Genomic DNA, 26,837 nt, shown 5'->3' with positions numbered 1-26,837 from the left:
AGCCGTAGCGGATTTAACTTATATCTGCCAAGGCGAAAGTGTGGTCTTTGAGTTTATATTATTTCTCTTTGACGACATGAGTCTGCTTTCGCTGTCTTGATTCCCCATATAAAAAGACTATCACATTCAATTGCCAATTTGCTTGCTAAGCGCAAATTATTTTTGCGGGTAGTTGCTTTTTAGTTGTTATTTTGGCTCAAAAGCCCCAAATTCCAATAAACAGAGCATTTGTCTAGTAAAATAAGCATACCAACCATCTTGATAAGAAGTAGTATTTAATACAGTTTTAGAAATTAGTTTCAGCTTTGATGCTTGATAGGCGAGTAATAGAAGCCGTAGAAAACATACCAACCGATTTCGCTTTTTGGGGTAAATTTTGCCCTAACTAAAAATTACCGATTTTATTCCTCTTTCTTTTTACTTTTTACTTTTTATTTTTGCCTTGTTCGGTGAGATTTTTCTTTTGTTTTGGGTAATTGGATGACTTGTATGTACACTGTACCCTTACTAAGGAGAGGGGAGAACTACTTGTTCTTTGTGGGGGTGAGGTTAAGTTGTATCTCAGTTGCTTACTCAAAATACTGCGAAAAATCGCTGCGGTTCAGGCAAGTTGTTTTAAAACTAAAAAACTAAATCTTGATAAAACTCTAGTTGCTGTTTAGCCAAAGCTTTATTTGTATATTTAACCATTGCTTTTTGATAACCCATTTTACCGAGAGTGTGAGCAAAATCTGGTTTATCCATTAATTGAACTAAGCAATTAGCAAGGGCTTGAGCATCACCTTCAGGAAATACTAAACCACCATCGCCAATTACATAGGGAATTTCACCAGAATCGGAACCAATCACAGGTACTTGGCAAGCCATCGCTTCAATTAGCACATGACCAAATTGTTCTTTCCAGCCAACAGAAGTTAAGGTTTTAAACTTAGAAGTTGTTTGTGAAGGCAATACTAAAGTACTCATTAAATTGATATAGTTTGTAACCTCGTCATGTGGGACGCTTTCTATCAAGATTAGCCGTCCTTGAAGATTGTTTTCTGCCGCAATTTTAATTAATTCAGTTTGCAACTCTCCTCGTCCCAGTAGTAGTAATTTCCAAGGTTTATTTTTCAAGGTAATTAAGGCTTGCAAAAGCGTTAATAAACCCTTCTCTTGCACAAATCTCCCAACAAAACCTACAACAAAATCCTCTGTGTTAATGCCAAACTTGGCTGCTAACTCTGGTTGGGCTTTGGGAGTAAATAAACTTTCATCTACACCCAGTTGTGGCATGACTTTAATTGCCCCTTTATATCCTCGTTGTCGCAAAACTTCTGCCCCATCTTGATTGCCAGAAATAATGCCGTGGCTGTGATTGAGGTTATATTTTTCTAATAAAGCAATTGGTAATTTCAGATTATATGGTAAATTCCACCAGGTAAAAAATACATTTTTTGCCTTGAGTCCTAATAGCTGATTTAAGGCAATCATCTGAGTATAAGCTAGCCCCCTAGACCCTTGTTCCACTTGGATGATTTGCGGACGAAATTGTTTTAGCAAAGATATCAAATCAGCGCCAAAAGTAAGAAGTCCCTGATGATTTTGACTAAAATTAGAAACGGGAACTATTCTAAATGTGCCTTCATCACGGTATTCAGTTTCAATAATTCTGTTTTGTACGCCTCCTGGTTTCCAGCGCTTTGGGACTACAACTGTCACTTCAACTCCCGGTTCTAGTTGAGATAAAGCGCGTAATTTTTCACAGTTGAGGTCTACGATATAAGTGTGACTAGCAACTAAGATTTTCATTAATATTTATTAATTGTTATTTGTCATTTGTCATTTGGCATTTTTTTAAATAACTAATGCCCAATGCCCAATGCCCAATGCCCAATGCCCAATGCCCAATTCCCAATGCCCAATGCCCAATGCCCAATTCCCAATTCCCAATAACTAAACTTGTTCATCCAATTGAGTGTAAATTTGGCCATCGTTCCACAGTGATTGGATGACAGTACCCAAGGCTTTGAAAAAACCCAAAGTGTAGAAAATAGCACGAGTGGCAATTTTGATGGGGGAACCGCTTTTGTTACAAGGTGGGTGTCCCAGAACGTGACAGTCAAATAAACGACCGTATAGACGTAAAGCTTGAGTTGCAGTAAGGTTTTTCAGCCCTAGCAAAAAATGGTTGTGGTAGAAGGTCAGCTGATATTTGAGCGATCGCATACTAATATCATGACAACCCCCAGTTTCTTCGCCTAAATGCACCAAATGGGCTTCTGGATCGTACCAAATCTTATATCCCGTTTTTCGCACCCGCAAACAAAAATCTGACTCTTCGCGCACTGCACTACCGCGAAACCTCTCATCAAACCTCAGCCCGTACTTAGTAAAGATTTCGCTACGAAATGACATATTACAACCCCTTGCTGTCAGCACTTGCTGGGGTTTGATGGTATGTACTAAATCAATATGATACCAAGCAATTCCTGGATCCATAGCTTCGGGAGGCAGATATTCAATCTGTAAATCTCCTCCAGAATCACCTAATTTCATTCTGTCAAATACCCGTCCGGCTACAGCCCCCACTTCTGGATTTTGCAAATAATTTTTCGCATGGGCTGCTAACAATTCTGGGGTTAGCTGAACATCATCATCAATAAATAATATTATTTCACCAGAAGCTCGCCGCACAGCATAATTTCGCGCTCCTGGCAAACTTGCCCAATCTAAGCGCAACCATCTAATTTTAGCTGCATTCGCCATCTCTTCTAGGTAAGCTTGAATTTCTGGTTGGTGCGTTGGAGTTTGGTCTACTACTAAAACTTCAAAGTTTGGATAGTCCTGTTTTAGCACGTCTACAATACTATCCCGTAGCGCTTCCTCTCTACCATAAGTCGGGATAACTACAGAAATTAAAGGATAATTATCCATGATTTTTATTAAGTAATTTTTCTATTTTGATAATAACTTTTGCCATTGTTCTCTGATTTAAATTGTTTTAAGACGTTTTTTCTTGTTTTTTTGCTGAGGGTCGGCATCTTCTTTATCTTGTTTATCCAGTTCTGGCAATTTAAAAAGAACTCCCGCAAAAAACCAATAATAGACAGCAACAGGATCGACATCCAAAGGGTAGTAGTAGGTGTTGTAGCTAATAAACAATATAAACACCCATAAAGCCGCTCCGTAACTGCGGAAATTACGGTTCTTTATGGAGCGATAGGTTTTAAAGCCAATAATTGTTAAACTTGTTACCAAACCTAGAAAAGCTAGTACTCCAATAATTCCAACTTCATAAAGTACTTTGGGGTAGTAGGTTTCTACAAGTTTAGTTGTACCCATTACGCGGGCAGAGTTAGTTGCTCGACCTAAGCCACTTCCCAAAGGCCCGTCTACGTCTTTCCAATTCTCTTGAAATTGTTGGATGATAAAATCTTGAGGTGGTGAAGCGTCCCACCGACTGGTAAAACTAGCGGTTCTCTCTTCGACGACGCTAGGGTTAGTCACCATCACAATTCCTAAAACTATAGCCAGTCCTATCCCTATGGGGATGAATCGTTTAAGGTTGCCAATTTGACCAGTTAGCAATAGCAAAATCCCGAAGCAGATTGGTACTAAAGCTAAGGCGATTCTTTGTCCAGAAATTACAGCATTGATAAAGACTGTTACTAAAGAACCTAAACCCACTAGCCGCCAAATTATGGAGGGATCGGTGAAGCCGGTGGCAAAGGTAAAAAAGGTGCTGGAAATTAAGAACCACGACCATTGCCAAGGGGCTACAAATGTTCCTGGTAGACGAATCACTCCTTCTTCGGGACTATACAAGAGCGCTCCGCCAAAATAGCACCGGGCTTCTAGTGATGTCACAAATAGGGCATTGCCTTCAAGACCTCTAGTGCCTTTACATATACCAGTTAGTAGTAACAGGTATTGGATAAATCCCAACAGACAACAAACCAGTATGAGGACAATCTGGAGGCGCGATAAAAAGAGAAAATCCCGCTTATCCCGAATTAGATAGTAAGCACAACCAAGCAGGGGGACATATCCTAAAAATACTTTTAGTCCGAGAATTCCCATACCTAAAGGTATTTCTTTCTCTACTTTTTCTAATAGTCCTACACTAGGTGGGTTAAACTGCTGCCCACCATTGACAAATAATAGTGTTAGAAGACTGCAACCCAAGACAATATAAAGTGGAATTTTAATTCCTTGGGGAATAATTAGGGGTAGCCCCTGTTTACGGCAAGTTTGCCAAAGTCCAATTAGCGCAGGGACATAAAAGGCATCTTTAGCTAATTGGAGTATGGGACTATTGCCTAAGTAGTAGGTGATAGTACCACCAATAGGGACGTAAATGATGAAGGCATATAATGCTTGACGCGGGTATTTGTAGGAAAGGGACAGAACTATTATCCCCAATACACCAGGGACTGCTGCTTTAATTCCACCTACAAAAAAAAGCACGATGCCAACGAAGAACCCGCCAAAAGAGGCGGTGGTGAGTAAACTAATGAGTTCTTTACGTGCTAGGGCTGCTTTGCGTTTTTGAGCTAACTGTTCTTTGAGGCTAAGAGTAGAAGTTTCCTTGGAAGCCTGCTTTTTCGAGTTTTTAGATTTCTGGGATTTTGACTTTATTTTCGGCATAGTAGCGCTGTAGCCTTTCAGCATCAAGGAATATATTATACTTGAGAAATTTCTTTGGATTGCTGTAAGTTGTACAATCCGAATTCATCTCTAACTGATTGATTTAATAATTTGCGATTAAAAATGCTAAATCTCAATCTTTTAGAATTATCAAAAAGGTTTTCTCCTGTATCCAGAATATAAACCGCTCCTGTAAATGGTAATGATTTAATAGCTTTTCCTTGGCTCTCTAAAATATCCTTAACTTTGCCATGATCTATATAATATCTATAGTATCCGTAGCCACGATTATATTCGGCAGTTTCGGGCAAATAATTCAAATCATAGCGAATAATGTTACAGCTACCGCACATTTTATAAAAGTTTCTTCTTTTAATATATATATATTTACTGCCTTCCTGATATTTATAACCTTTGTTGATAACCCATCCATCAGAATCGGGATGTTGTTGAATAAATTGGGCTAATTTTTTGCTGACACAATCATCAGCATCAATTGCCATAGTATGAGTAGGAGAAAATCGTTGAGCATGAATCAATCCTTTTAAGACTTTACGCCCTTTATCTGTATCTCCTTTAGCTACAGGGTTAGTCTCGTTAGGAGGGGAAAAATCAACTGTAAGGTATGTAATATGAGAATGGGTGAATTCTATTTTTGGCTTTTCGTGACAAACAACAATAACGTGAAAGTTAGGTGAGGTTTGATTGCAAACTGATTTAATGCATCTTTCAAATAATTGTGTAACACGTCCCCAGGAATTGGAAACTTTTGCACTTTTTAGTGGGATAACAAAAACAAGCATTAGATTATAAGATTCGTATTTAATTTCTAAAATATATGCAGGTTGCTTTATGCCAAAGTCTAACGCACTACCTGAAATTTTTGGTGTGTTACGCTATGCGATAACACACCCTACACATACTTAGATTTTTTCATAAAATCAAATCAGATTACTAAATCTTAGAAAAATAGCTAATAATCTTGAGGTAGATAATAACATGTTGATGCTGATGTAGTAAGTTTTCTCGGCAAGTAATTAGGGCTTTTCAAGAAATAAATTATTCATTTGTGGGATGGGCATCTTGCCCGTCCTAATATTGGGGACGGGCAAGATGCCCATCCTACAAGAAAATTTGGGATATTTTTTTATTTGGAAGTCCCTTAGCCGTAGACGATATAATAATACCAATACAAAATATCACAGCTTCTACAGTTAACCAAGGCTGGTTAATTTGTAGAAGCTGTGACAGAGAATTGGCGTTTGTTAAAAGCTGAGATAATAGCTAATTTAGTCCATCAGATGTTGCTGGACTTTTGAAACTAATTCATTTGTCCAGTAGTTGGTAAGTTCGGCATTGGCGGCTTCTACCATGACTCTGATTACTGGTTCTGTACCAGAGGCACGAACCAAGATTCTGCCGGAATCACCCATTGCAGCTTCAGCAAGGGCGATCGCTTGTTGTACTGGTTCGCAATCTTGCCATCCCAAACGGCGATCGCGATCTAGAACTCTCACGTTCCGTAATATTTGCGGATATGTCTGGAAGCTTTGATCTACTAATTCACTCAGAGAAACACCCGCTTCTTTCACCAAAGCTGCTATGTGCAAGGCTGTTAATAAGCCATCTCCAGTGACAGCATAATGACGGCAAAGAATATGACCAGATTGTTCGCCACCTAACATCGCCCCAGTTCGCTGCATTTCGGCTTGCACGTACTGATCGCCGACTGCGGTGCGAATTAAGTTACCACCAATTTGTTGCCAAGCTTTCTCAAAGCCTAAGTTGGCCATGACTGTAGATACAATCAGGTTATCTGGCAGTTGTTGGTTTTGTTGTAAATGCCGTCCCCACAGGTAAAGAATATAATCGCCGTTAACTTGCCTACCAGTGTTGTCTACTGCTAAGACGCGATCGGCATCACCGTCGAAAGCAAAGCCGATGTCGGCGTTGTGTTCTTTGACTGTGGCGGCCAGAATATCTAGGTGGGTGGAACCGCAGTTGACATTAATGCGATCGCCATCTGCTTCGTTATGTAAGCAGATTACCTCTGCCCCCATTTCTGTAAATACTGATGGTGCTAACCCAACTGCTGCACCCCACGCCAAATCTAAAACAATTTTCATTCCCTGAAGGTTTAGCGCACCATTCAAGGGTTTTTTCAATGCCTCGCCATAATGCGCCACTAACTCAAAACGTGAGTAATGCCGTCCGCAATTATTGACTTTAGCGATCGGTGATATTTTCCCACGCAGTCCCGCTTCTATTTCTGCCTGTAATACTTGCGGTAACTTTCCACCATTAGCACCAAAAACCTTAATTCCATTGTCCTCTGGGGGATTGTGGCTGGCAGAAATCATCACTCCGCCGATGGCATCACTGATGCTGGTAAGATAGGCAACGCAAGGAGTGGGACATAATCCCAAATACCAAACCTCTAATCCTGCTGCTGTTAACCCTGCACTCAAAGCCATCGCCAGCATATCGCTGGAGTTTCTAGAGTCCTGTCCGAGAATGACTGGCCCTATTTGAGTCGCATGGTTCTGTAAAACAATCCCCGTCCAAAACCCAACTTGTAATGCTAAAGGCGCATTTAGTAATTCTCCGACTCGTCCGCGAATCCCATCTGTACCAAATAAGGGATTTGCCGGTAGTGGGATTAAATTCAGCCCAAAACTGCTTTCAAGCCCTTTGCCTAATCCTTCAACCTCAGAAGCAGAATCCCCAGGAATGTCTGATGTTCGAGTTATAGATGAAACCATATATTTAAACACTCCACACAATCACACGAAAATAGTGATTAAGACTTTATTTAGCAATTTTGACATGCTTTTTCTCTTTAGAAATTCATTCTAAATAATAGCTATTTTTACGTAATTATACTGAATCGATGACTTTGAGATTGTAAATATTTCATGAAGCCAGTATTAGCTTTTACCTTATCAGTAAAGTTTCCACATTTTAGCTAATTATTTATTTTATGTCCTTAACTTGAGTTTTGATTTTTATCTGCATTAGTCCACACTTTGCAATGCTGTTAATAGAAAATAGAATGTCAGAAATATTACTTAGATTTCATCATCAATGTTTTTTAGGAAAACTCAGAATGAAAGCTGAAGTTAGCTAATAACAACAAAAAATCTAAACACGGCAATGTAAAGTTATATTTCCATAGTCTTACTGTTGTGTAAAAAACGACAAAATCTTTGCTGCTTAAAAAATTGTAATATAAATTCTCATCAAATAGTTTTAAGGTAATTTTTTAATGGCTATTTTTAGCCGTTAGTGAATTAAAACTCCGGCAGTTAACTTTTTAAAGTTGAGAAATTTAACATGAGCAGCAATTTAGCAACCAAATTACGTGTAGGCACAAAGAAAGCCCACACAATGGCAGAAAATGTAGGGTTTGTCAAGTGCTTTTTAAGAGGAGTAGTCGAGAAAAACTCTTACCGGAAACTAGTTGCTAACTTCTACTTCGTCTACTCAGCGATGGAAGAAGAAATGGAAAAGCATAGCCAGCACCCAATTCTTTCTAAAATTAACTTTCCCCAGCTAAATCGCAAGTATACCTTAGAACAAGACCTGGGTTATTACTTTGGTGCTAACTGGAAAGAGCAAATCAAACTGTCTTCCGCAGGGGAAGCTTATGTAAAGCGCATCCGAGAAATATCTGCCACAGAACCAGAACTGTTAATCGCTCACTCATATACTCGTTACTTGGGCGACTTATCTGGGGGACAAATTCTTAAAAACATTGCTGTAACGGCGATGAATTTGTCTGATGGGCAAGGAACAGCTTTTTATGAGTTTCCAGAAATTCCTGATGAGAAGGCATTTAAAGCCAATTATCGCCAGAATTTGGATGAATTGCCCCTTGATGAGGCTACAAGCGATCGCATCGTTGATGAAGCTAACGCCGCTTTTGGTACGAACATGAAGATGTTCCAGGAATTGGAAGGTAATTTGATTAAGGCGATCGGGGTAATGTTGTACAACAGCCTCACACGCCGTCGGACACGCGGCAGTACAGAACTTGTCACTGCTGAGTAACTCTGTTGAGATTGCGGAGTATGGTGTGTGGAATCTAAGCCCAGATAGCCTAATGAAAGATAATTAATAGGTGTTTCTGGAGAAAGAGCGATTAACGCTCAAAATATTTAGGGGCAATAGCCCTGTGACTAGCTTTGGATTGGTAAAAGCAAGCATAGGGAGATTGCCCCTCAATTTATGGTTTATTTAACTAAATTTAACAATCTTGTTACAAAAATTCTCCTAAAAATTACTTAACTTATTTGAGTGAAAAGGCTCAAAAATCAGGTTTGTGGCATGACCATAGATTTTTGGCTACCTGTTCCGAACAATAAATGCTTTTATTAGTTCTGAAACTACAATGATTGAAGAAGCAATCATTTGGTGAAATTTTGATGCAATCAATTTTCTGGACTGTAGAAGAAGTAGCCTTAAGAGCTAAACAATTTTACGAAAACGATATTCGTCAAAATGTCGAGTCTGGTGATAATATCGGTAAGATGATTGTGATTGATGCAGAAACTGGTGAATATGATATAGATCCAACTGGTGTAGAGACAGCATTAAAGTTAAAACAGAAAAACCCTAATGCTAGATTGTTTACTATACGGATTGGTTATGATGTTGCTGTAAGTTTTGGTGGTGCAATGGAGCGTACTGCTTAATGATTTATGGAAAAGTAATCGATGGTAGGGCAATAGTTCCAGTGGTTTTTCGTTTACCTTCGCAGCCAGATTTTTCTTTGGATTTTTTAAAAAGTAAAAAGTAAAAAGTAAAAAGATAATCCCCATAAATAAATTCAGGGGATTTGATAAAGTTATAGGACTAGCCCTTTCAAGGCGGCTCATAACATCTCTACTTTATTGTCTGGGCTGTGCCAGTTGCTATCTTCATTTTGTAAGGGTAAATCGTATTTATCATAGAGAACTTTTATGTGTCGGTTAAACTGCTCCTCGACAAAATAGCTGCTAGAAAATTCGCTTGCAAAAGAAACTTGATGAAAGTGATAATCTAGATTCAGCAAATTATAGACAAGTCTTAAAAAATAATCATCGATCCAAAAATCTACATCAAATAGTGAAATACCATATTTTCCTTCCAACCTGCGATTTAAGGTTTTGAGTAACCAAGACCATTGAGGTTTTAGGGTGGGATCGATGCGGTTCCCAAATACCGGATTAAAAAACTGATTTACTTGAGTTTTTCTCATATCAATCATTTTAGTTAGTAAATCTGCTGCTTTGATTGGAGATGAATTAAACCAATAGTTAGCAACTACTAAGTCATGTAAATAAGCAACTACAATTTTAGGATTTTCTTTAATGAACTGCGAACGACAGACAATTCCTCTGATTGATGGAATTCTTAAACTAATTGTTTGAGATAAAGGCAGTTTTCTAATAAAAGCATAAGTTTCTAGAATTGAGCCGAACGTGTGACAACACACGTAAGCATCTATAGTTTTATTTGCCAAACTCTTACTTACTTTACGAGGATCTTCATTCACTAATCTGCAATCTTTACTGACATCCATATTATAGAGGTCGAAAAGAGTGATGATGAACCTATGAGCATTGGAACCAAATAAGGTGGAAATTCGTTTACCTTTCAGATCCTCAATAGTATTTATTGAAGAATCTTTATGTAAAACAATATTTATATCTTGACCTAAAATATTATATGAAGCAATTCCAATTAATTTAGAACCAAAACTTAAATCATTAAAGAATTGGCTACCATTATTCAACAGAGAAATATCATCTAAAATACAAATATCTAATTCTCCCCGCTTCATTTTTCGGTTCATTTGTTCCCCAGAGTCAAAGGGCAGAATTTGTAACTCGAAATTTCGATTAATTTCAATATTTTTGACAATAGGCTGTTCAAGTGATGATGATGCTCTCTGTAAATCAGAAATATATTTAGTCCCATACCCAGCAAGAAACTGTCCTATGGAATCCCTCTGAATACCTATCCTCAGAATATTTTCCTCTTTGGGAGAATAGCTATCTAAAATTAGGTTTATATTAGGTAAGCTATCCAAGTTATCCTGATCTAGCCTAAAACTTCTCACCAAACCCTCTGCGGATATTAACAACTCACTAAAGCGAGGAACATGCAGATAAATACCATAAGCATTAATATCTTGAATAGGAAGAATTAAAACTTGGTATTGAGATATTATTTCACCTTGACAAAAATCAGGTAGAATCGTTAGCTTTTGATTTTTTGAAGCATAGTTTAGTACATCTTGGTAATTATGTAGTACGTGCGTGCCACTTAATTTATTCCTCAAACATCTATTTTTAGATAGTTCTTGATGAACCTCATCTAAAAGCACAATATCAGCCAGATCAATATCATTTATTTTAACTAGACTATGCTCATTTAAATATTTCCTTGCGCCAAAGGAAACCAACAGCATTTTATGAGTTGTTAATCGAGTGCAGTGGTGTTCTTCCTTATATCCAGCGCAACTGTTGAGCAGGAGATCCATTTCTATGAGTTGAGAATTTGAAAAAAATCTGCTATCTTTAACCGCAATTTGTTTAATATTTCTATCTGGAAAACAAAGCTGAAATCTCTGCAAATATTGTTTTAGCCAGACTTCTAAAATTAAACTAGTAGCCCCCAATATCAAATCTTCGCCTTCAGCGCTAAATGTTGTCTGAAATTCTTCTTGCAGATTTTCTACAGTTTCTACTACATTAAATGTCTGGGAAATCAATTTTTTGCCTTTATTAGTCAAGCAGATAGAGCCGGGAGAGCGATTTAACAGAATTACTCCGAAACAATCCTCTATTTGTTTGACTTTTTTACTAATTAATGCTTGACTATGCCCTAATTTTTCTGCTGCTTTAGAGAAGCTACCACAGTCATCTACTGCTTTTAAAATTTTGATATGGTTTAGGGTAATATCTTCGAGTTTAATCTTATTCATGCAAAATTTTTAATTACAACGTAACTAAGCTACTCTGCTGTGTATATTCGGAGATGAGTGACATACTGTTCGGTTAAGGCAAGAGACGTTTAAAACGAGGTTGTACAGCCGCAACAATCTTGATATTCTTGGTGTTTAAACTTGCTAAAGCTACTGTAATTCAAGCATCAGCAACATTATAGTTAGGCCCATGAACTGCATTTAATTAATGTTCAGGAATGTAATAAAAGTCATAACCTAACTCGTCTGCCTGAACCGCCAGCTTGACCAAATCTTGAGTGGATAAATTAGCCTCATGGTTGACAACGCGCAACCATCCACCACAGACGGGCGACCAAATTCCAAACTGAAGTTCCATAAATCTTTTTCCTGTGCCTTTTTTACGAGACATTAAAAGACTACGATATCCATATCTTTTTACCGTAGTTTAGTATTTCATGCTACCACGTTTATTTCTGCTATGTACAGTTGCTTATCACGATATGGAATAGTATCAAAACTTAGTTGAGTCCTGATTTCTGGTTACTCTGACTGAATCAGGTTGATAACCAGCAAATATCAAACTCAGTGAAATTGGGCAGTATTCCATTTTGGAATATCGAAATGGAATTTAAGTATATTGAGTCACGACATCAGAAAAATTCTCGTGATAAAGTCTGATTCATCAAAAACCACGGTAGTTCAGTCGGCTTATAGTATATTACGAACATAAGAATCTGAAATTGTCTACTTGTAAACTCAGAGTAGTTTCCAGCTGCTCTCAGGCTTTCAATTTTACCCTATCGTTTTCGCTTGTATCCAATATACTTTGACCTCTCTCCTCAAAGGCTACGGTATACACACAACTCCTATTACCCCCCTTAATCCCCCCGATATATTGGGGAGAAACAGGAAATCCGGTTCCCTCCCCTTTATAAGGGGAGGGTTAGGGTGGGGTAAAACCTTGTGTTCTTAATCTATTTTCAGACTTGTATATATCAAGGAGAGAGGCTTTAAATCTTACTCCCCTTCCCTTGTAGGGAAGGGGCTGGGGGTTAGGTCTGTATTGCATACAATATTTCCTCCTGCCTTCTCTTATAAACAAGCAGTTTCAAGTACAAACGCACAATTATGGTAGATATTAAGTTCGCATATTGGATTCCTAATGTTAGTGGTGGGTTAGTTGTTAGTAAAATTCCCCAACGCACAGATTGGACTTATGAATATAATGCTCAACTAGCTCAGACAGCCGAAGAAGTTGGATTTGAATATGCACTAGCACAAGCCAGATTTATCGCCAGCTATGGCGCTGAGTACCAGCTAGAGGCATTAACAACCGTGTCAGCCTTGGCTCCAGTCACCAAGAAATTAAAGCTAATTGCAGCAGTTCATCCTGGATTGTGGCATCCGGGAGTAGTTGCCAAAATCGGCTCTAGCATTGATTTTCTTTCTAACGGACGGTTCGCTCTGAATGTAGTTAGTGGTTGGTTCAAAGATGAATTCACTATATATGGTGAACATTGGTTAGATCATGACGAACGCTATCGTCGTTCAGAAGAATTTATCCGCGTTCTCAAAGGTTTGTGGACAGAGGATGAGTTTCACTTTAAAGGCGACTTTTACCGGATTAATGGCGGTTGGGTGAAGCCTAAACCAGTTAATCAGAATCCACACCCGGAGATATTTCAAGGTGGTAACTCTAAGGCAGCGCGGCGCATGGCTGGCCGCGTCTCTGATTGGTATTTCATGAATGGCAACACCATAGAAGGGGTGCAAGAGCAGATTGCAGAAGTGTCTGCATTAGCTCGTGATGAAGGACGCACAATTAAGTTTGGTCTGAATTCCTTTATCATCGTGCGAGATACGGAAGCAGAAGCCCATGAAGTATTACGCGATATTATTGCCCAAGCCGATGTAGAGGCGGTGAAAGGATTTGGTGAAGCGGTGAAACAAGCGGGAGCTTCTACTCGTGAACGTCAGGGAATGTGGGCAAATTCCAATTTTGAAGACTTGGTGCAGTATAACGATGGCTTCCGTTCCGGCTTGATTGGCACTGCTGAACAAGTAGCTGAAAAGATTCGCCAGTTCCATGAAGTGGGAGTTGATTTAATTCTTGGTGGTTTCTTACACTACACAGATGATTTACCTGCATTTGGTAAGACAGTAATTCCGCTTGTGCGCGAACTGGAAGCTAATCGTCGGACAGCTGATGAGTTAGTTGGGGTGTAGTGAAAAGTTAGATCCCCGACTTCTCAAAGAAGTCGGGGATCTGGACACCGCTAAGGAACAAGAATTAAATAACATACAGGTTATGTCCCTGGCTTACCTCACCCTCAATCCCTCTCCTTATAAAGGAGAGGGAAGCTAGAAACAGGATGAAGTTTTGCATTTTATTTAATCCACGTTCCTAACCACTCAGAATTAATGAAACAGACAAATAGATTAACAGGAACATACTTTGTTAGATGGGCAAGATGTCCATATCTCATAGTAGTAATCACAATCAAGGGGTTTTAGCATGACATCAGTAATTAATACAGAACAGAAGGCGCATATTATTCGGGATGATAAAGAAGCGATCGCGATCGCTCACGAATTAGCAGCTGAATTTGCCACGGGCGACTCAGAACGCGACCAAAATCGGCGTTTACCTGCCCAGGAAGTGGAAAAGTTCTCTCAGAGTGGATTGTGGGGGATTACAGTTCCTAAAGAGTATGGCGGGGCTTTTGTATCAAGTGCAACCCTTGCAGAAGTAATTAAAATCATCTCCGAAGCCGATTCTAGCCTCGGTCAAATTCCCCAAAACCACCTCTATATGGTGGAAGCAGTTCGGTTAGATGGCACTGATGAGCAGAAAAAGTTCTTCTTTGATTTGGCTCTACAAGGTAAACGGTTTGGTAACGCCTTCTCAGAAATTGGCACAAAGTCTGTCACTGATGTGCAGACAAAGTTACAACCAGATGGATCTGACTTCGTACTCAACGGACGCAAATATTACTCTGCTGGGGCACTCTTGGCACATTGGGTTCCCGTCATTGCCAGCAATCCAGATGGTAAAACAGTGGTGGCATTTGTCGAAAGAGATGCTGAAGGATTAACCCTACTTGATGACTGGACGAGCTTCGGACAGCGTACCACGGCTAGCGGCACTACCATTATTGAAAATGTGAAAGTTAAAGCAGAACACGTGATTCCCCACTACTTAGCCTTTGAAAGGGCTACACCAATGGGTGCGATCGCGCAAATCATCCAAGCCGCCGTAGACGTAGGAATTGCCAAAGCCGCAGTCCGTGACACCATCCACTTTGTCCGTAAATATACTCGCCCTTGGGTTGACAGCAATTTAGAAAAAGGCTACGAAGATCCTCTGACGCTCTATAACTTAGGCAATGTGCAAATCCAAGTTCACGCTTCTGAAGCATTGCTGCGTCGTGCAGGTGAATTTCTTGACATTGCCAACGAGTCAGGTTTAGAAGAATCCAAGGTAGTTGAAGCATCGATCGCAGTTGCTGAAGCCAAAGCTTTAGCTACCGAAGCAGCAATCCTAGCTACCAATAAGTTGTTTGAACTAGCAGGTACTAAGTCCACATTGGAAGAATTCAACTACAATCGCCACTGGCGAAATGCCCGCGCTCACACACTCCACGATCCCGTGCGCTGGAAGTACTACGCTGTTGGTAACTACTTCCTCAATGGTGTCTATCCTCCGCGCCATCCTTGGCTGTAATTGCCGCATACTCTACTGGGGTGAAACATTCGGAGGTAATACCGTTTCTTTGTGAAGCTGCGCCAAATTTCCTTTACTTCTTATTTCTTTCCTTCTTTGTGCCCTTTGCGTCCTTTGCGGTTCGTTCCTCATATAGTTCGGCGCACCTTCATGCAGAACTGGTATAACATTTACCAGAATACTTTACCCCAATACGCTTGGGTTAAGGTTAGCAGTCTTTGTAAAAGTCATTTTTTTTAAGCAACCACAGAGGCGCAGAGAACGCAGAGAGAAGAAAGAGAAGGAAGATTTTTTTAGCCAAGCATATTGTGCTTTAACCCTAATAAATCCAACATTATTTAAGTTGATACTATGAGTGTTGCAAACCCAATTCAGAGGCGGAGCCTTTGGAAAAATCAGCCATTTAAGGGGCTGCTTTTTATTGCTGTAATTGCTGTCATTAGCTATATTTTTGAACTCATTTTTGGTCAAATTATTCAGCTAAACGTGGGAACAAAGTTGACCTACATCACAATATGCTTTGTCTGGTGGTGGCATCTAGGTTTTTCCCTCAATGGCTATCCAGGTTATCGCTTTTCTTCTACCCGATTTGGACGGGGAACAGTGAATTTAGTAGTGCTATTAGCGCTAGTTTACATTACTGGAGAAGCCTGGAAATTCATTTCTGCAAAAACAATTCTCACTGATACACCTGTTGGCTTGTGGGGACAAACAGCAATCATTGCTGCCGCCGCTAGTTTATTCTTCTTTGATAATACGATTGTCACCACTGAGGAAGTACGCAGATGGCATCCAGTGAGCGGCTTTCTTAATATCTTTTTTGCCATCTTCTTTATTGCCCCTGCCCTTACCTTTTTGCCGCAAATGTGGGGACTTAAACCGTTTTATATTCCTTGGTACTGGTATCCTTGTTCGACAGTATTCGGTAGTTTCTTTGAACGTTGGCCATTAAGTAAATTGGAACTAGGAATGCCACGTTTAGGGTTACTCCATACAGGTATTATTTTGTTACTCACTCTGATTACAGAATTATTTCTCAAACAGCTAGGACTGGATTTGTTTACAACAACGACAGGGCCAACCTTTGCAGCTATTTGGACAACCGTTGGTTTAGGCTTTGTTTGGCAATTCAATATGTGGCCTTTCACGGATCTATCACAGCCTACAAAAGGTATAGTTGCATCTGTTGCCAGCTTAATAATTTCGGTCTTATTGTACTTGGTGACAGTATCTCTGGTAGGTCAAGAAAATATTATTCAAGGGCTTTATTGGTGGTTTAATATCCTTTGGGTTCAAGTATTCTTAATGGCTCCAGGATTATATGATGGAATTAGCCTTTGGCAGGATGTGCCGCCACTAATTGAAGAACAGCAACCCCTCAGCTTGAATCGTTAAGGACAAAAATAATTCGTAGTTAATAGTTGTGATATTGCGCTCTCTGCTCCCTCTCTCCTCGTAGTAGCTACAGTGTAGACACAAGTCATCAAATTACCCAAAATGAAACAAAAACCTCACCTTCGCCTATCTTTAATCCCTCTCCTTAATAAGGAGAGGGACAGGTTTTACGAAGTAAAACCAGGGTGAGGTATCTCAAGGGCTACGCGATAAATCTTAGATGGTGTCACTAAAGACTTGTGTGTACACTCTAGTCTTGTAGCAATGGGAGAGTTTTCTCTCACAGCAAATTCATATTCTCAATCAGCAACGCCAAAATTCGTAACGTTGCTGAGATTATTCAAAAGGTAAAGGTTGTTCTTACAGTACCAATTACACCATCTTGATTGTCATTGTTTTGAGCAGGAGCCGTAATCCAAATTACGCCAGGGGTGATGGCAATGTTATCTGTAAGCTGATATTTGTAAAAGCCTTCAATATGTAAGGATAAATCGTTTGCAGGTGCTGGATTACCGCCCCGATAAGGTTCTGCACCCACAAGAATGCCACCAAGGTTGCCTTGTTTACCTAAATCTGGGAATGCCAACCCTAGAGCATAGTACCAAATATCTGCACTACCACTGCCTGCCAGATTTTTGGCGTTAGTGTAGCCAAAAAATCCATTGACTGCAAATCGAGAACTAAATTTATAGAAAGCTTCGACTCCGTAAGAGTTGGTAATCATCCGCTCAAATGGAGTATTGGCTTGTTCTGTTCCGACAAGTGTAAAACCACTACCCAGATCAAATATTGCTCCCCGATTTTGGTAGGCATTTACATAAGTCAAACCGATACCAGAGTTCTTGTTTGGGTTCCATGCTATTTGTCCAAATGCGCTGTATTGACCATTAAAAAAACCACTATCTGGTTGAGGACTGGCATGATCTCCTGCTAAGTAACCCAAGCTCAATACCAATTGGTCGCTGAGTCGATAATTGAATCCCCCACCAGCACCACCACCAATCCGGTAGATAGGACTAGAGGAAGCAAATTCTGTCAAAGCGCGACCACCGCCTGTAGCACTATCAAGATAGGGACTCAGAGTAGGAACAAAATCAAAAAATACTCCGTTTATTGCTCCTATATAAGCATCGATTTTGCTACCAACGGGGAAATAGTAAGAGAGCCAATCTACGGCTACTTGGTTGTTGTTACTAGGGACAAGATTAAAGGTTTGCAAACCTTCAGCTGAACCACCAGGAAGCTGCAAAGTAGTAGTGTTTCCAGCAGTTAAACGAGTATTTAGAGTATCTCTACCTGTAAAACTAGTTTTGAAAACGAGGCGAACTCTATCTTGAAAAACTGTGTTATCACCATTGACTGAGCCTTGAAAGGCATTTGTAATTACAAAGATGGCTTCGGCAGAAAGCTTTGTGGTTGTTGAAAACTGATTGGCTTCTAGTTCCGCAGTGCGAGATTCTAAACTATCAACGCGACCCCGGAGAGTTCCTAGTTCAGCAGTAAATTCTTCTTGCAGCCTTTGTACAGTAGTTAAGTCTTCTTTGGTAACTAAGTCAGATGTAGCTGTTGCAATTAGCTCGTTGATCCGAGATAAACAAGCATTTAAGCCTGCTGCAAATTCATAGCGAGTGATGGCGCGGTTTCCCCGATAAGTACTATTTGGATATCCCGCAATACATCCATAACGCTCAACTAAAGACTGGAGTGCGCCAAATGCCCAATCAGTTGGCTGCACATCTGAAAACTGAGATACAGATGTTACCTGAGACATCCTGTTTGTCTGTGGAATAGTTACATCACTATCGATTGCAGGAATTTTAGGCGTTTGTGCGATCGCAGTTGATCTAGTTGTTTTAGTCTCAGCTACTAAATTATTGTCTTCACTATAAGCTGATGTGGTAGTTAGCAAAGTAGCCACCACAATCATCGATTCCACGAATAAATTATGAAATGAACGATTGAACATTTCTATCACTCCTCACATTTTTGGTTTGAAAAATTTAGTGCAAGTCATAAGAGATTTCAGTGGCTTGACAAGCTAAAAGATTATGGCTAGCCCTGAAAAATGTTGAATTGCTCTGACACTCGAAAATTTTTACTAATATCGTTATACTTCCAGATATTCACTGATCTATCTGGAAGTGTAATCCGCATATTTCAGTGGATAAAAGACTTGTTTGCACAAAAATATAATCCCTATATAAGCTGGCCTATTTGCTAAGGGAATATGTATCTGTAAAAATATTTAAACTTTAGACAGAAAGCTGAACTTTTTGCACTTAGATAGTATCTACTGTTATTTTATCTATTTAAAGTAGATTATGATATTCAACTTATTAATATTGCATATATTTTCTTAAAAGACAAGTAAATTAAAATATTTTTTTCAATTCACTTTTTTCTTTTTAACTCTCAAATAAATATTTTTTGAGATTGCACTAATAACCTATAGCTTTATGAAAATTAATTGAATTTAAACTTGCCTTATTAGTTCAAATATGCAATTATATTTCTATTAGTACGGTGGTTCTATCAAAACACTGTAGATTAAAAATTTTCCAGCAAAATTTATAGTTGCTCCTCACAGAAGGTTAGCAGGAGAAGTTGCAAGATATGCAATTAATCGAAACTAAAGAATCTCAAAATTATCTTGATATAGCTAAGTCTTTAGCAAAAGAATTTGCCCAAACTGCTGTAGAGCGGGATGCCCAAGGGGGAACACCAAAACATGAACGCGATCGCTTGCGTCAAAGCAACTTGCTGAAACTAATTATACCCACAGAATACGGTGGTTTAGGGCAAAGCTGGATTACCGTTCTGCAAATTACCCGCGAGTTTGCCAAAGTTGATAGTTCCATTGCTCACGTCTTTTCTTATCACCATCTAGGTGTAATTATTCCTCATATCTTTGGTTCGGCAGAGCAAAAACAGCGATATTATTCAGAAACTATTGACAAAAATTGGTTTTGGTGCAATGCTCTCAACCCTTTGGATAAAAGAACTATTCTGACACCGGAAAATAATTATTTCCGCCTGAACGGGATTAAAAGCTTTTGCTCTGGCTCTCAAGACTCGGATATATTGCCGATTTCTGCCACTAATCAAGAAACTGGGGAATTGAATATTTTGGCAATTCCCACCCAACGGCAAGGTGTTACAGTTCATCATGATTGGGATAATATGGGGCAACGCCAAACAGACAGTGGTAGTGTTACTTTTGAAAATATGTTGGTATACCCTGAAGAAATTTTTGGTAGTAGAGACAAACCCAGTCAACCCTTCAGCACTATTCGCGCCTGTTTAACTCAATTAAATCTTGCTAACATCTACCTGGGAATTGCACAGGGAGCATTTGAAGCTGCTAAAACATATACTTCTACTAATACCAAACCTTGGCTGACATCAGGTGTAGAAAGTGCAACCCAAGATCCTTACATCCTTCAGCACTATGGTAAAATCTGGGTTGATCTCCAAGCAGCTGTCTATTTAACTGAGCAAGCGGGAGAATTACTACAAGCAGCTTGGGAGCAGGAATGGTCACTTACCGCCGAACAACGGGGAGAATGTGCGCTTTTGGTTGCTACTGCCAAAGTTTTCGCCACTAAAGTCGGTTTAGACATTACCAACCGCATCTTTGAAGTTATGGGCGCACGCGCTACTAGTGCAAAATATGGGTTTGATCGTTATTGGCGTAATCTCCGCACGTTCACTTTGCACGATCCAGTAGATTACAAAATCCAAGATATAGGAAAGTGGGCGTTAAATGATGAACTGCCAAAACCCAACTTTTATTCTTAGTAGTCTGTCAAGCTAGTAATGAAAAGTTTGTAGTAAGCACAAAGCGTGCTTATACCAATTCTGTATGAACATGCGCCAAACTATATAAGGAACGAACCGCAAAGGGCGCAAAGGACACAAAGAAAGAAGGAAGGAAGGAAGCCAAGAGAATTTGGCGCTGCCTCACAAAGAAATGGTATTAGAAAATAAGGACTGAAGTCCTTACTACGAAATTTTTTACCCATCAATTTAATAAACTTGACAGAATAATAGCTATAGCGATTGTTTCACTAAGCCAAAAGTTGTTTTGAAGATACAGCAGATTGCAACAGGCGTGAGGTACAGATCATCGTAGGGGCACAACATGTTGTGCCCCTACCCGTGTACTTCATTTACCCGCAATACGCTATATTTTCAGGCTAACCATAGACTTTCAGCTTAAAATAACTAAGTCAATCTTCAAACCAAGCTTAATCTCAGTATTTAAGTTTGTAACCCGTAAAACTTCTCATACTGAGTAAATCAGGCAAAAATATGGCTACGAAAATTCCTGTTACTGTGATTACAGGCTTCTTAGGTAGTGGAAAAACCAGCCTAATTCGCCACCTGCTACAAAACAACCAAGGACGACGCATTGCCGTTATAGTCAATGAGTTTGGCGAACTCGGTATTGATGGCGAATTGTTAAAATCTTGTCAAGTTTGCCCGGAAGATGGTGAGGGCGACACTAATATTTTTGAATTAACTAACGGCTGCTTATGCTGCACCGTACAGGAAGAGTTTTACCCGACGATGCAAGAGTTAATCAAGCGGCGAGATAGCATCGACTGCATTTTGATTGAAACTTCTGGTTTAGCCTTACCAAAACCATTGGTGAAGGCTTTTCGCTGGCAAGAAATTCGCAACGCTGCCACTGTGGATGCTGTAATTACCGTGGTAGATTGTGCGGCGGTTGCGGCGGGGACATTTGCTAGCGATCCAGATGCGATCGCAGTCCAGCGACAAGCTGATGATAATCTAGAACACGAAACACCCTTGCAAGAACTGTTTGAAGACCAACTTGCTTGTGCAGACTTAGTAGTGTTGAATAAAATTGACTTGGTGGATGCCGAGACAAAAGCGAGAGTTGAGGAATTAATTAAGCAAGAGTTGCCCAGAGTGGTGAAGATTGTCGAGAGCGATTATTCCCAACTAGACGCATCTATATTATTAGGATTCCAAGCCGCAGTTGAAGACAATTTAGATTCTCGTCCTAGTCATCACGATACTGAAGAAGACCACAATCACGACGAAGAAATTACTTCAACTAATTTAATTTTAGATCGTACCTTTGATCCAGAAAAGCTGCAACAGCAGTTAGAGAAATTAGCACAAGAACAAGAAATTTACCGGATTAAAGGCTTTGTGGCAGTGCCAAATAAATCTATGCGTTTGGTGATGCAAGGTGTAGGAACTAGATTTGATAAATTTTACGATCGCGCCTGGAAACCCGAAGAGGCGCGGCAAACCCGCTTAGTTTTTATCGGACGTGATTTAAAGTCTTCAGAAATTGAATCGCAACTTGTAGCTTTATAAGTATATTTAGATCCCCGACTTCTCAAAGAAGTCGGGGATCTATATGCTGAGAGTTATGAATAATTAGTTAATTAAAAACAATAGCTGAAAATTCTTCACTTTACAAAAATATGACAATCTCTCAACTATTTAACGTCGCCAATCTTTTTGTGTTACCTTTTTGGGCGTTGATGATTTTATTGCCAAATTGGAAAGTTACACGGCAAATAATGTCATCATATTTGCCCTTTGTGCTGTTGGCTGGAGCGTATTTGTATTTGTTTATCAGCAGTATTACGCCAGAAAATGCCCAAGCTTTATCAAATCCTCAATTAGCTGATATCGCGCGATTTTTCGCAGATGAAACGGCTGCTGCGACAGGTTGGATTCATTTTTTAGTGATGGATTTATTCGTTGGGCGCTGGATTTATTGGGAAGGGCAAAAGACAGGTATTTGGACAATTCACTCTCTTGCATTATGTTTGTTTGCTGGCCCTATGGGATTGCTGTCTCACATCTCGACTTACTGGATTGTTAAGACATTTTTCCCGAAATCTCAGCAGAATGAAACGGTGATGGTAGAAGAAAAAGTTGCATCATAATCTGTAAAAAACCAGAACCCCGACTTCTTTAAGAAGTCGGGGATCTTCTAGTTAAGCGTTGTCGTGTCTGTAGTCTGCATCTAACCAACAGCGTGGTAGAACTTCACCTGAAGGAAAAACGAGATTTTCTTTTTTAAAACTATCAGGTGGTTGTTCTTCTTCACCTTCTTGTTCTCGTCCTTGAACGACGTTACTATTAGGATCGAGCAATTCTTGAATTTCGAGAATTTTCACCAATTTGTCACTATCTTTAAGTTGTAAAAGCATAGAAATTGCCTCAATGAGTTTGCATGAAAGTTCAAAGCGAGTCTCAACATAAACTCGCTCAAATCTAAACTGATTTTGAACGCGGAGATTCCTTAATTGTTAAAGGAAATTTTTATCAGATACCCACAGAGAAATTACACGATATTCATCTGTGTGTATCTGTAGAGTTAATTTTTATAAAATTGACGTAGCAAAGCTATACCTAATTCAGCAGACAAAGTTAAATCAGGAAGTGCTGATTAATAAAATTGCTTAACTAAGATAGTATTGGTTTTAGCAATTATGAATCGCGTTGAAATTTCTCCAAAATATCAACTAAAGTAACCTGGCATTGCAGTGGTAGTAAATCAATTAAAGGAAGTTCACTTCTACCGCCGCCAATTTTTACTGTAATTGATTGCAAGACTTTTAGAACTTGGTCTTCAGTGACACTGTTAGAAGTAATTAAAGGATACAGTCTTTCGGCAACAAGGGTATGTAGTTTGGCATTGGATAAATAAAGATGCCATTTGGCAATGTCTATGTAGACATTTTCGCCAATTTCAGATGCTAGGGCTTCTAGTAGTTCGGTGGTGTTAGTCTTAGCCATAAAAATAACCTTAAATTAAGTAAAGAGTGCGAAATCTCAGGCTTTTTTACATTATCACTCAATTAAAAGGCTGATTCCACTACCACAGGTTACAATCGCCCTAGCATTAGCAGTCCGTCTTCAGGTGGATTTGGGTGGAGTTTCGGTATAGTTAGCGATCGCACTAATATAAATCAGATGCACTAACACTATTCCTGTCCAACTTAAAGTTACTAAAGGCAGCCACTCCCAGGTAGTAGCTTTCAGAATGTGGAAAAACCATAAGCCAGAGTTAATCGTAGCAGCGATCGCTACATGGGTGGCAAAATTCATCCGGTCATCGATTTTGCGGTAATCTGGGTCTTTGCGATCGGGTTTGCGAGGCCAACGAGGAGGCATAAATATTTGTTACAGATTTAAATACACCCTATTTATTCTAAGGTTTTTGGGGCAATGGTTGCTATTAGACCCTTACAACCAGTCAGACAATTTTGGATTTTAGATTTTAGATTGATTCCACGGATAAATCCCCTTGCTTTGTATCATCAGGGAATTATTGGTGATAATTGAATTGGAAGTCAAGAGCCACTGGGTTAAATCAAATGACGATCTTTGAGCAAATAGATCCCGATCTCCTCTATCCAGATAGTGACGGCAAACCAATGGCAGACAATACAGAACAATATCGTTGGATTGTCCTGATTAAGGAGAATTTAGAGATTCTGCTTGCTAATGATGAGAATGTTTTGATTGCGGGAGATTTGCTTTGGTATCCCGTCCGTTCTAGGCTGATTACACCGACTGCACCTGATGTAATGGTTGTCTTCGGTAGATCAAAGGGAAAACGTCGTTCTTATCGTCAGTGGCAAGAAGATAATATTCCACCGCAAGTAGTCTTTGAGATTCTTTCTTATAGTAATGATACTAAGGAAATGGAGCGTAAGCTGGAATTTTACGATACTTACGGTGTTGAAGAATATTATTTATACGACCCTGAAAGTTTTCAACTAGATGGCTGGTTGCGGCAAAATAACCATTTGAATAAGCTATGGCAAATGGATGGTTGGATCAGCCCCAGCTTAGGAATTAGATTCCAAACTGGGCAAGGGGAGTTAGTAATTTACCGTCCAGATGGACAGAGATTTTTGAATTCGCTGGAACTCAATCAACGGGCAGAACAGGCTGAGTTATTGCTAAAACAAGAACACCAACGTGCTGAACAGTTGGCAGCATATTTGCGTAATCTCGGCATTGATCCTGACAATCTACCGTGAATGGGGAGTGGGGATGAGGCCAGTCAACGAGGAGGTATTGATAAGTATAAATATTTGTTACAGATTTAAATACACCCTACTTATTCTAAGGTTTTTGGGGCATTGATGTCGTGCATCTAGCCTCAATGCCTATTTCTCCCCTCTTTAGTAGTTGTACCACTAGTGACTTCTAAATCATCATACTTATTGACTTTGTAGATGATGGTCGAAAGTAACCAACTGAATATAAAAATGGCAATGATTAAGTAACCAATTGTGCCAAAATTATCACCTAGTTTACTAATGAAATCCCAAAACGGACTTTTCAGTTGTAACTGATCGCCAATAATATTCAGAGCTTCAATTCCACCAATAACCACAGCAACTAGTACAGAAACAAAGGTGATGGTCATGTTGTAGTAAAGCTTGCGAATTGGTTTGATGTAAGCCCAGCCATAAGCACCAAGCATTAAAATACCATCAGTGGTGTCAATCAGGGACATCCCTGCGGTGAACAAAGCTGGAAATATGAGGATTGACCAGATAGGCAGACCTTTAGCTGCTTGATTCGCAGAAATCCCCAGCAGTGCTACCTCTGTCGCCGTGTCGAAGCCTAAACCAAAAAGGAAACCTAAAGGAAACATTTGCCAGCTACTATCTATCAACCGAAACAAAGGACGGAAAATGCGACCGAGTAACCCACGTTGGTTTAGAAATTCATCTAAGGATTGCTCGTCGTAGATTCCTCCCCGCTTGACGGTTTGGAAAGTCTTATAAACATCCCATAGCACCACCATATTGATTGCTGCAATTGCTAGTAGGAAAAGTGCAGAAACGGTACTGCTGATTAACCCTCCAAGCTTTTCTAAATTGGGAAAGTCGTTATGGATGGTTGCAGTGGTTAAGGCGATCGCAACAGAGGCGGCAATTACAACGGTGGAATGACCTAGAGAGAAAAAGAATCCAACAGCAACGGGTCGTTTGTTCTCCTGCATCAATTTACGGGTAACATTGTCGATCGCAGCGATGTGATCGGCATCGACAGCATGACGTAAACCAAAGCTATAAGCTAATACGGCAGTCCCAAGCAGAAGGGGGTAGCTGTGGAATGTAATTAGAGCAACTACCCAGATCAAAATATTCACGCTAATCAGAAACGCATAAATGTTGATAACTTTACGTCTAACGTTTCTGGAACTATCGTTGAAAACACGCGAAAATCTGGATAGCATTTATCACTCCTCATAAAGGCATATTTCGACAAGATGAAAAATGAATGAGACTCTGTATGAGCTGTACCAACATACTGAGCCAGCTATTTCGGTTTCATTCATGAAAATTACTTATGTTGACATCCATGTAAGGTTTAGTAAAACCTATATAAATGACAGAAGTATTGCAAAGTTATGTCAAGAGTGTGGCTATTCAGCCCAGTCAGAAAATCCCATTTTTATTTATTTAGGATTTACGCACAATAGATTCCCCAACCCCCTTAAAAAGTGGTCTTTCAGTTGGAGATGCTCCGGTAACGCTTCGCTCGCAATGACTGTAATTAATTCTGCATGGTTACTTATTAGGCTACTGCTCTGGCAAATAATAATCTCCTGATTTACCGCCACTCTTGCTGATTAAACGAATCGATTCAATTTGAATCGACTTCTCTAAAGCTTTCGCCATATCGTATAAAGTCAGGGCAGCCACAGAAACGGCAGTTAAGGCTTCCATCTCTACACCAGTTTCAGCTTTGGTTTTAACTGTGGCTTGAATTTGATAACCAGGCAGTTGCGGATCGGGTATAATTTCAACCGCGATTTTTTGCAAAGGCAATGGATGACACAAAGGAATTAAAGCGGCTGTTTGCTTGGCTGCCATAATCCCCGCCAATCTTGCAGTTGCTAACACATCCCCTTTTGGGACATTTCCGGCTTGAATTGCAGCGAAGGTTGTTGACAACATTCGCACATTGGCGGCAGCTACTGCTTGGCGGATGGTGGGTGCTTTACCCGTCACATCTACCATTTGTGCCTGCCCGTGTTGATCTAGATGGGTTAAGCTGGCAAAATTAGATGGAAAATTATCTTGCGTCATTTAGTTAGAACGTGTTAATATGAATTGT

General features: G+C 39.7%; 23 protein-coding genes. 10 read left to right on the top strand and 13 right to left on the bottom strand.

The features are described 5' to 3' along the window. Positions 1-621: 621 nt before the first annotated feature. Positions 622-1,791 (bottom strand): hormogonium polysaccharide biosynthesis glycosyltransferase HpsO, encoded by a 1,170-nt coding sequence (gene hpsO, locus V7K98_RS25610; protein ID WP_335027038.1) that lies wholly within the window; start codon positions 1,789-1,791, stop codon positions 622-624. Between the two features lie 56 nt (positions 1,792-1,847). Here hpsO and V7K98_RS25605 point away from each other — a divergent pair, with 56 nt between their 5' ends. Continuing rightward, a complete protein-coding gene (locus tag V7K98_RS25605) occupies positions 1,848-1,994 on the top strand; it encodes a histidine kinase (protein ID WP_335027036.1) in 147 nt (48 codons plus the stop codon). Here V7K98_RS25605 and hpsN read toward each other — a convergent pair. The 4 genes from hpsN to glmM all read right to left on the bottom strand — a co-directional run bounded on the left by hpsN (position 1,936) and on the right by glmM (position 7,391). After that, a complete protein-coding gene (gene hpsN / locus V7K98_RS25600) occupies positions 1,936-2,916 on the bottom strand; it encodes a hormogonium polysaccharide biosynthesis glycosyltransferase HpsN (RefSeq protein WP_335027034.1) in 981 nt (326 codons plus the stop codon). The genes V7K98_RS25605 and hpsN overlap by 59 nt on opposite strands. A gap of 57 nt (positions 2,917-2,973) precedes the next feature. Further along, positions 2,974-4,629: a hormogonium polysaccharide biosynthesis protein HpsL gene (hpsL, locus tag V7K98_RS25595; protein ID WP_335027032.1), complete on the bottom strand. Its 1,656-nt coding sequence runs from the start codon at positions 4,627-4,629 to the stop codon at positions 2,974-2,976. Between the two features lie 35 nt (positions 4,630-4,664). Further along, positions 4,665-5,432 carry a glycosyltransferase family A protein gene (locus V7K98_RS25590; protein WP_335027030.1) on the bottom strand — a complete coding sequence of 256 codons (768 nt, stop codon included), beginning with the start codon at positions 5,430-5,432 and terminating at the stop codon, positions 4,665-4,667. 486 nt (positions 5,433-5,918) lie between these two features. Further along, positions 5,919-7,391 carry a phosphoglucosamine mutase gene (gene glmM / locus V7K98_RS25585; protein WP_335027028.1) on the bottom strand — a complete coding sequence of 491 codons (1,473 nt, stop codon included), beginning with the start codon at positions 7,389-7,391 and terminating at the stop codon, positions 5,919-5,921. A gap of 571 nt (positions 7,392-7,962) precedes the next feature. On the opposite strand from glmM, the gene V7K98_RS25580 reads away from it, so the two are divergent. Together V7K98_RS25580 and V7K98_RS25575 are read left to right on the top strand one after the other, a co-directional pair. Further along, complete coding sequence (locus V7K98_RS25580; RefSeq protein WP_335027026.1) at positions 7,963-8,679, top strand: biliverdin-producing heme oxygenase; 717 nt, start codon at positions 7,963-7,965, stop codon at positions 8,677-8,679. Between the two features lie 374 nt (positions 8,680-9,053). Further along, positions 9,054-9,323 (top strand): hypothetical protein, encoded by a 270-nt coding sequence (locus V7K98_RS25575; protein ID WP_335027024.1) that lies wholly within the window; start codon positions 9,054-9,056, stop codon positions 9,321-9,323. Between the two features lie 179 nt (positions 9,324-9,502). On the opposite strand, the gene V7K98_RS25570 is transcribed toward V7K98_RS25575, so the two are convergent. Both V7K98_RS25570 and V7K98_RS25565 read right to left on the bottom strand, forming a co-directional pair. After that, a complete protein-coding gene (locus V7K98_RS25570) occupies positions 9,503-11,599 on the bottom strand; it encodes a LysR family transcriptional regulator (protein WP_335027022.1) in 2,097 nt (698 codons plus the stop codon). A 205-nt stretch (positions 11,600-11,804) separates the two neighbouring features. Further along, positions 11,805-11,957 carry an LLM class flavin-dependent oxidoreductase gene (locus V7K98_RS25565; RefSeq protein ID WP_335027020.1) on the bottom strand — a complete coding sequence of 51 codons (153 nt, stop codon included), beginning with the start codon at positions 11,955-11,957 and terminating at the stop codon, positions 11,805-11,807. 752 nt (positions 11,958-12,709) lie between these two features. Here V7K98_RS25565 and sfnG point away from each other — a divergent pair. The 3 genes from sfnG (at position 12,710) to V7K98_RS25550 (ending at position 16,700) form a co-directional block, all read left to right on the top strand. Further along, on the top strand, positions 12,710-13,807 hold the full coding sequence (sfnG, locus tag V7K98_RS25560) for a dimethylsulfone monooxygenase SfnG (protein ID WP_335027018.1): 1,098 nt from the start codon (positions 12,710-12,712) through the stop codon (positions 13,805-13,807). 289 nt (positions 13,808-14,096) lie between these two features. Next, positions 14,097-15,305, top strand: coding sequence for an SfnB family sulfur acquisition oxidoreductase (locus tag V7K98_RS25555; RefSeq protein ID WP_335027016.1), 1,209 nt, complete (start codon positions 14,097-14,099; stop codon positions 15,303-15,305). A gap of 351 nt (positions 15,306-15,656) precedes the next feature. Then, positions 15,657-16,700 (top strand): hypothetical protein, encoded by a 1,044-nt coding sequence (locus V7K98_RS25550; RefSeq protein WP_335027014.1) that lies wholly within the window; start codon positions 15,657-15,659, stop codon positions 16,698-16,700. Positions 16,701-17,040: 340 nt separating this feature from the next. On the opposite strand, the gene V7K98_RS25545 is transcribed toward V7K98_RS25550, so the two are convergent. Next, positions 17,041-18,666, bottom strand: a complete 1,626-nt coding sequence (locus V7K98_RS25545) for an iron uptake porin (RefSeq protein WP_335027012.1) — start codon at positions 18,664-18,666, stop codon at positions 17,041-17,043. A 647-nt stretch (positions 18,667-19,313) separates the two neighbouring features. On the opposite strand from V7K98_RS25545, the gene V7K98_RS25540 reads away from it, so the two are divergent. The 3 genes from V7K98_RS25540 to V7K98_RS25530 all read left to right on the top strand — a co-directional run bounded on the left by V7K98_RS25540 (position 19,314) and on the right by V7K98_RS25530 (position 22,633). Further along, positions 19,314-20,498, top strand: coding sequence for an acyl-CoA dehydrogenase family protein (locus V7K98_RS25540; protein WP_335027011.1), 1,185 nt, complete (start codon positions 19,314-19,316; stop codon positions 20,496-20,498). 513 nt (positions 20,499-21,011) lie between these two features. Then, positions 21,012-22,052: a cobalamin biosynthesis protein CobW gene (gene cobW / locus V7K98_RS25535; RefSeq protein WP_335027009.1), complete on the top strand. Its 1,041-nt coding sequence runs from the start codon at positions 21,012-21,014 to the stop codon at positions 22,050-22,052. Between the two features lie 110 nt (positions 22,053-22,162). Further along, entirely contained in the window at positions 22,163-22,633 is a 471-nt protein-coding gene (locus V7K98_RS25530; RefSeq protein WP_335027007.1) for an ABA4-like family protein, read from the top strand. A 51-nt stretch (positions 22,634-22,684) separates the two neighbouring features. Here V7K98_RS25530 and V7K98_RS25525 read toward each other — a convergent pair whose 3' ends face one another. From V7K98_RS25525 to V7K98_RS25515, 3 genes are all read right to left on the bottom strand, one after another. After that, entirely contained in the window at positions 22,685-22,900 is a 216-nt protein-coding gene (locus V7K98_RS25525; RefSeq protein WP_335027005.1) for an acetyltransferase, read from the bottom strand. Between the two features lie 280 nt (positions 22,901-23,180). Continuing rightward, on the bottom strand, positions 23,181-23,489 hold the full coding sequence (locus V7K98_RS25520) for a DUF3181 family protein (protein ID WP_335027003.1): 309 nt from the start codon (positions 23,487-23,489) through the stop codon (positions 23,181-23,183). A 120-nt stretch (positions 23,490-23,609) separates the two neighbouring features. Continuing rightward, positions 23,610-23,867, bottom strand: coding sequence for a hypothetical protein (locus V7K98_RS25515; protein ID WP_335027001.1), 258 nt, complete (start codon positions 23,865-23,867; stop codon positions 23,610-23,612). 203 nt (positions 23,868-24,070) lie between these two features. On the opposite strand from V7K98_RS25515, the gene V7K98_RS25510 reads away from it, so the two are divergent. Then, positions 24,071-24,742: a Uma2 family endonuclease gene (locus V7K98_RS25510; RefSeq protein ID WP_335026999.1), complete on the top strand. Its 672-nt coding sequence runs from the start codon at positions 24,071-24,073 to the stop codon at positions 24,740-24,742. A 122-nt stretch (positions 24,743-24,864) separates the two neighbouring features. On the opposite strand, the gene V7K98_RS25505 is transcribed toward V7K98_RS25510, so the two are convergent. Next, positions 24,865-25,953, bottom strand: coding sequence for a HoxN/HupN/NixA family nickel/cobalt transporter (locus tag V7K98_RS25505; protein ID WP_335026997.1), 1,089 nt, complete (start codon positions 25,951-25,953; stop codon positions 24,865-24,867). Positions 25,954-26,299: 346 nt separating this feature from the next. Continuing rightward, positions 26,300-26,809, bottom strand: coding sequence for a cyclic pyranopterin monophosphate synthase MoaC (gene moaC, locus V7K98_RS25500; RefSeq protein ID WP_335026995.1), 510 nt, complete (start codon positions 26,807-26,809; stop codon positions 26,300-26,302). Positions 26,810-26,837 lie beyond the last annotated feature (28 nt).

Source organism: Nostoc sp., from assembly GCF_036917435.1.
Taxonomy (GTDB): domain Bacteria; phylum Cyanobacteriota; class Cyanobacteriia; order Cyanobacteriales; family Nostocaceae; genus Nostoc.
The sequence above is the reverse complement of the archived record's forward strand: the minus strand, read 5'-3'. Positions and strand labels throughout refer to the sequence as shown.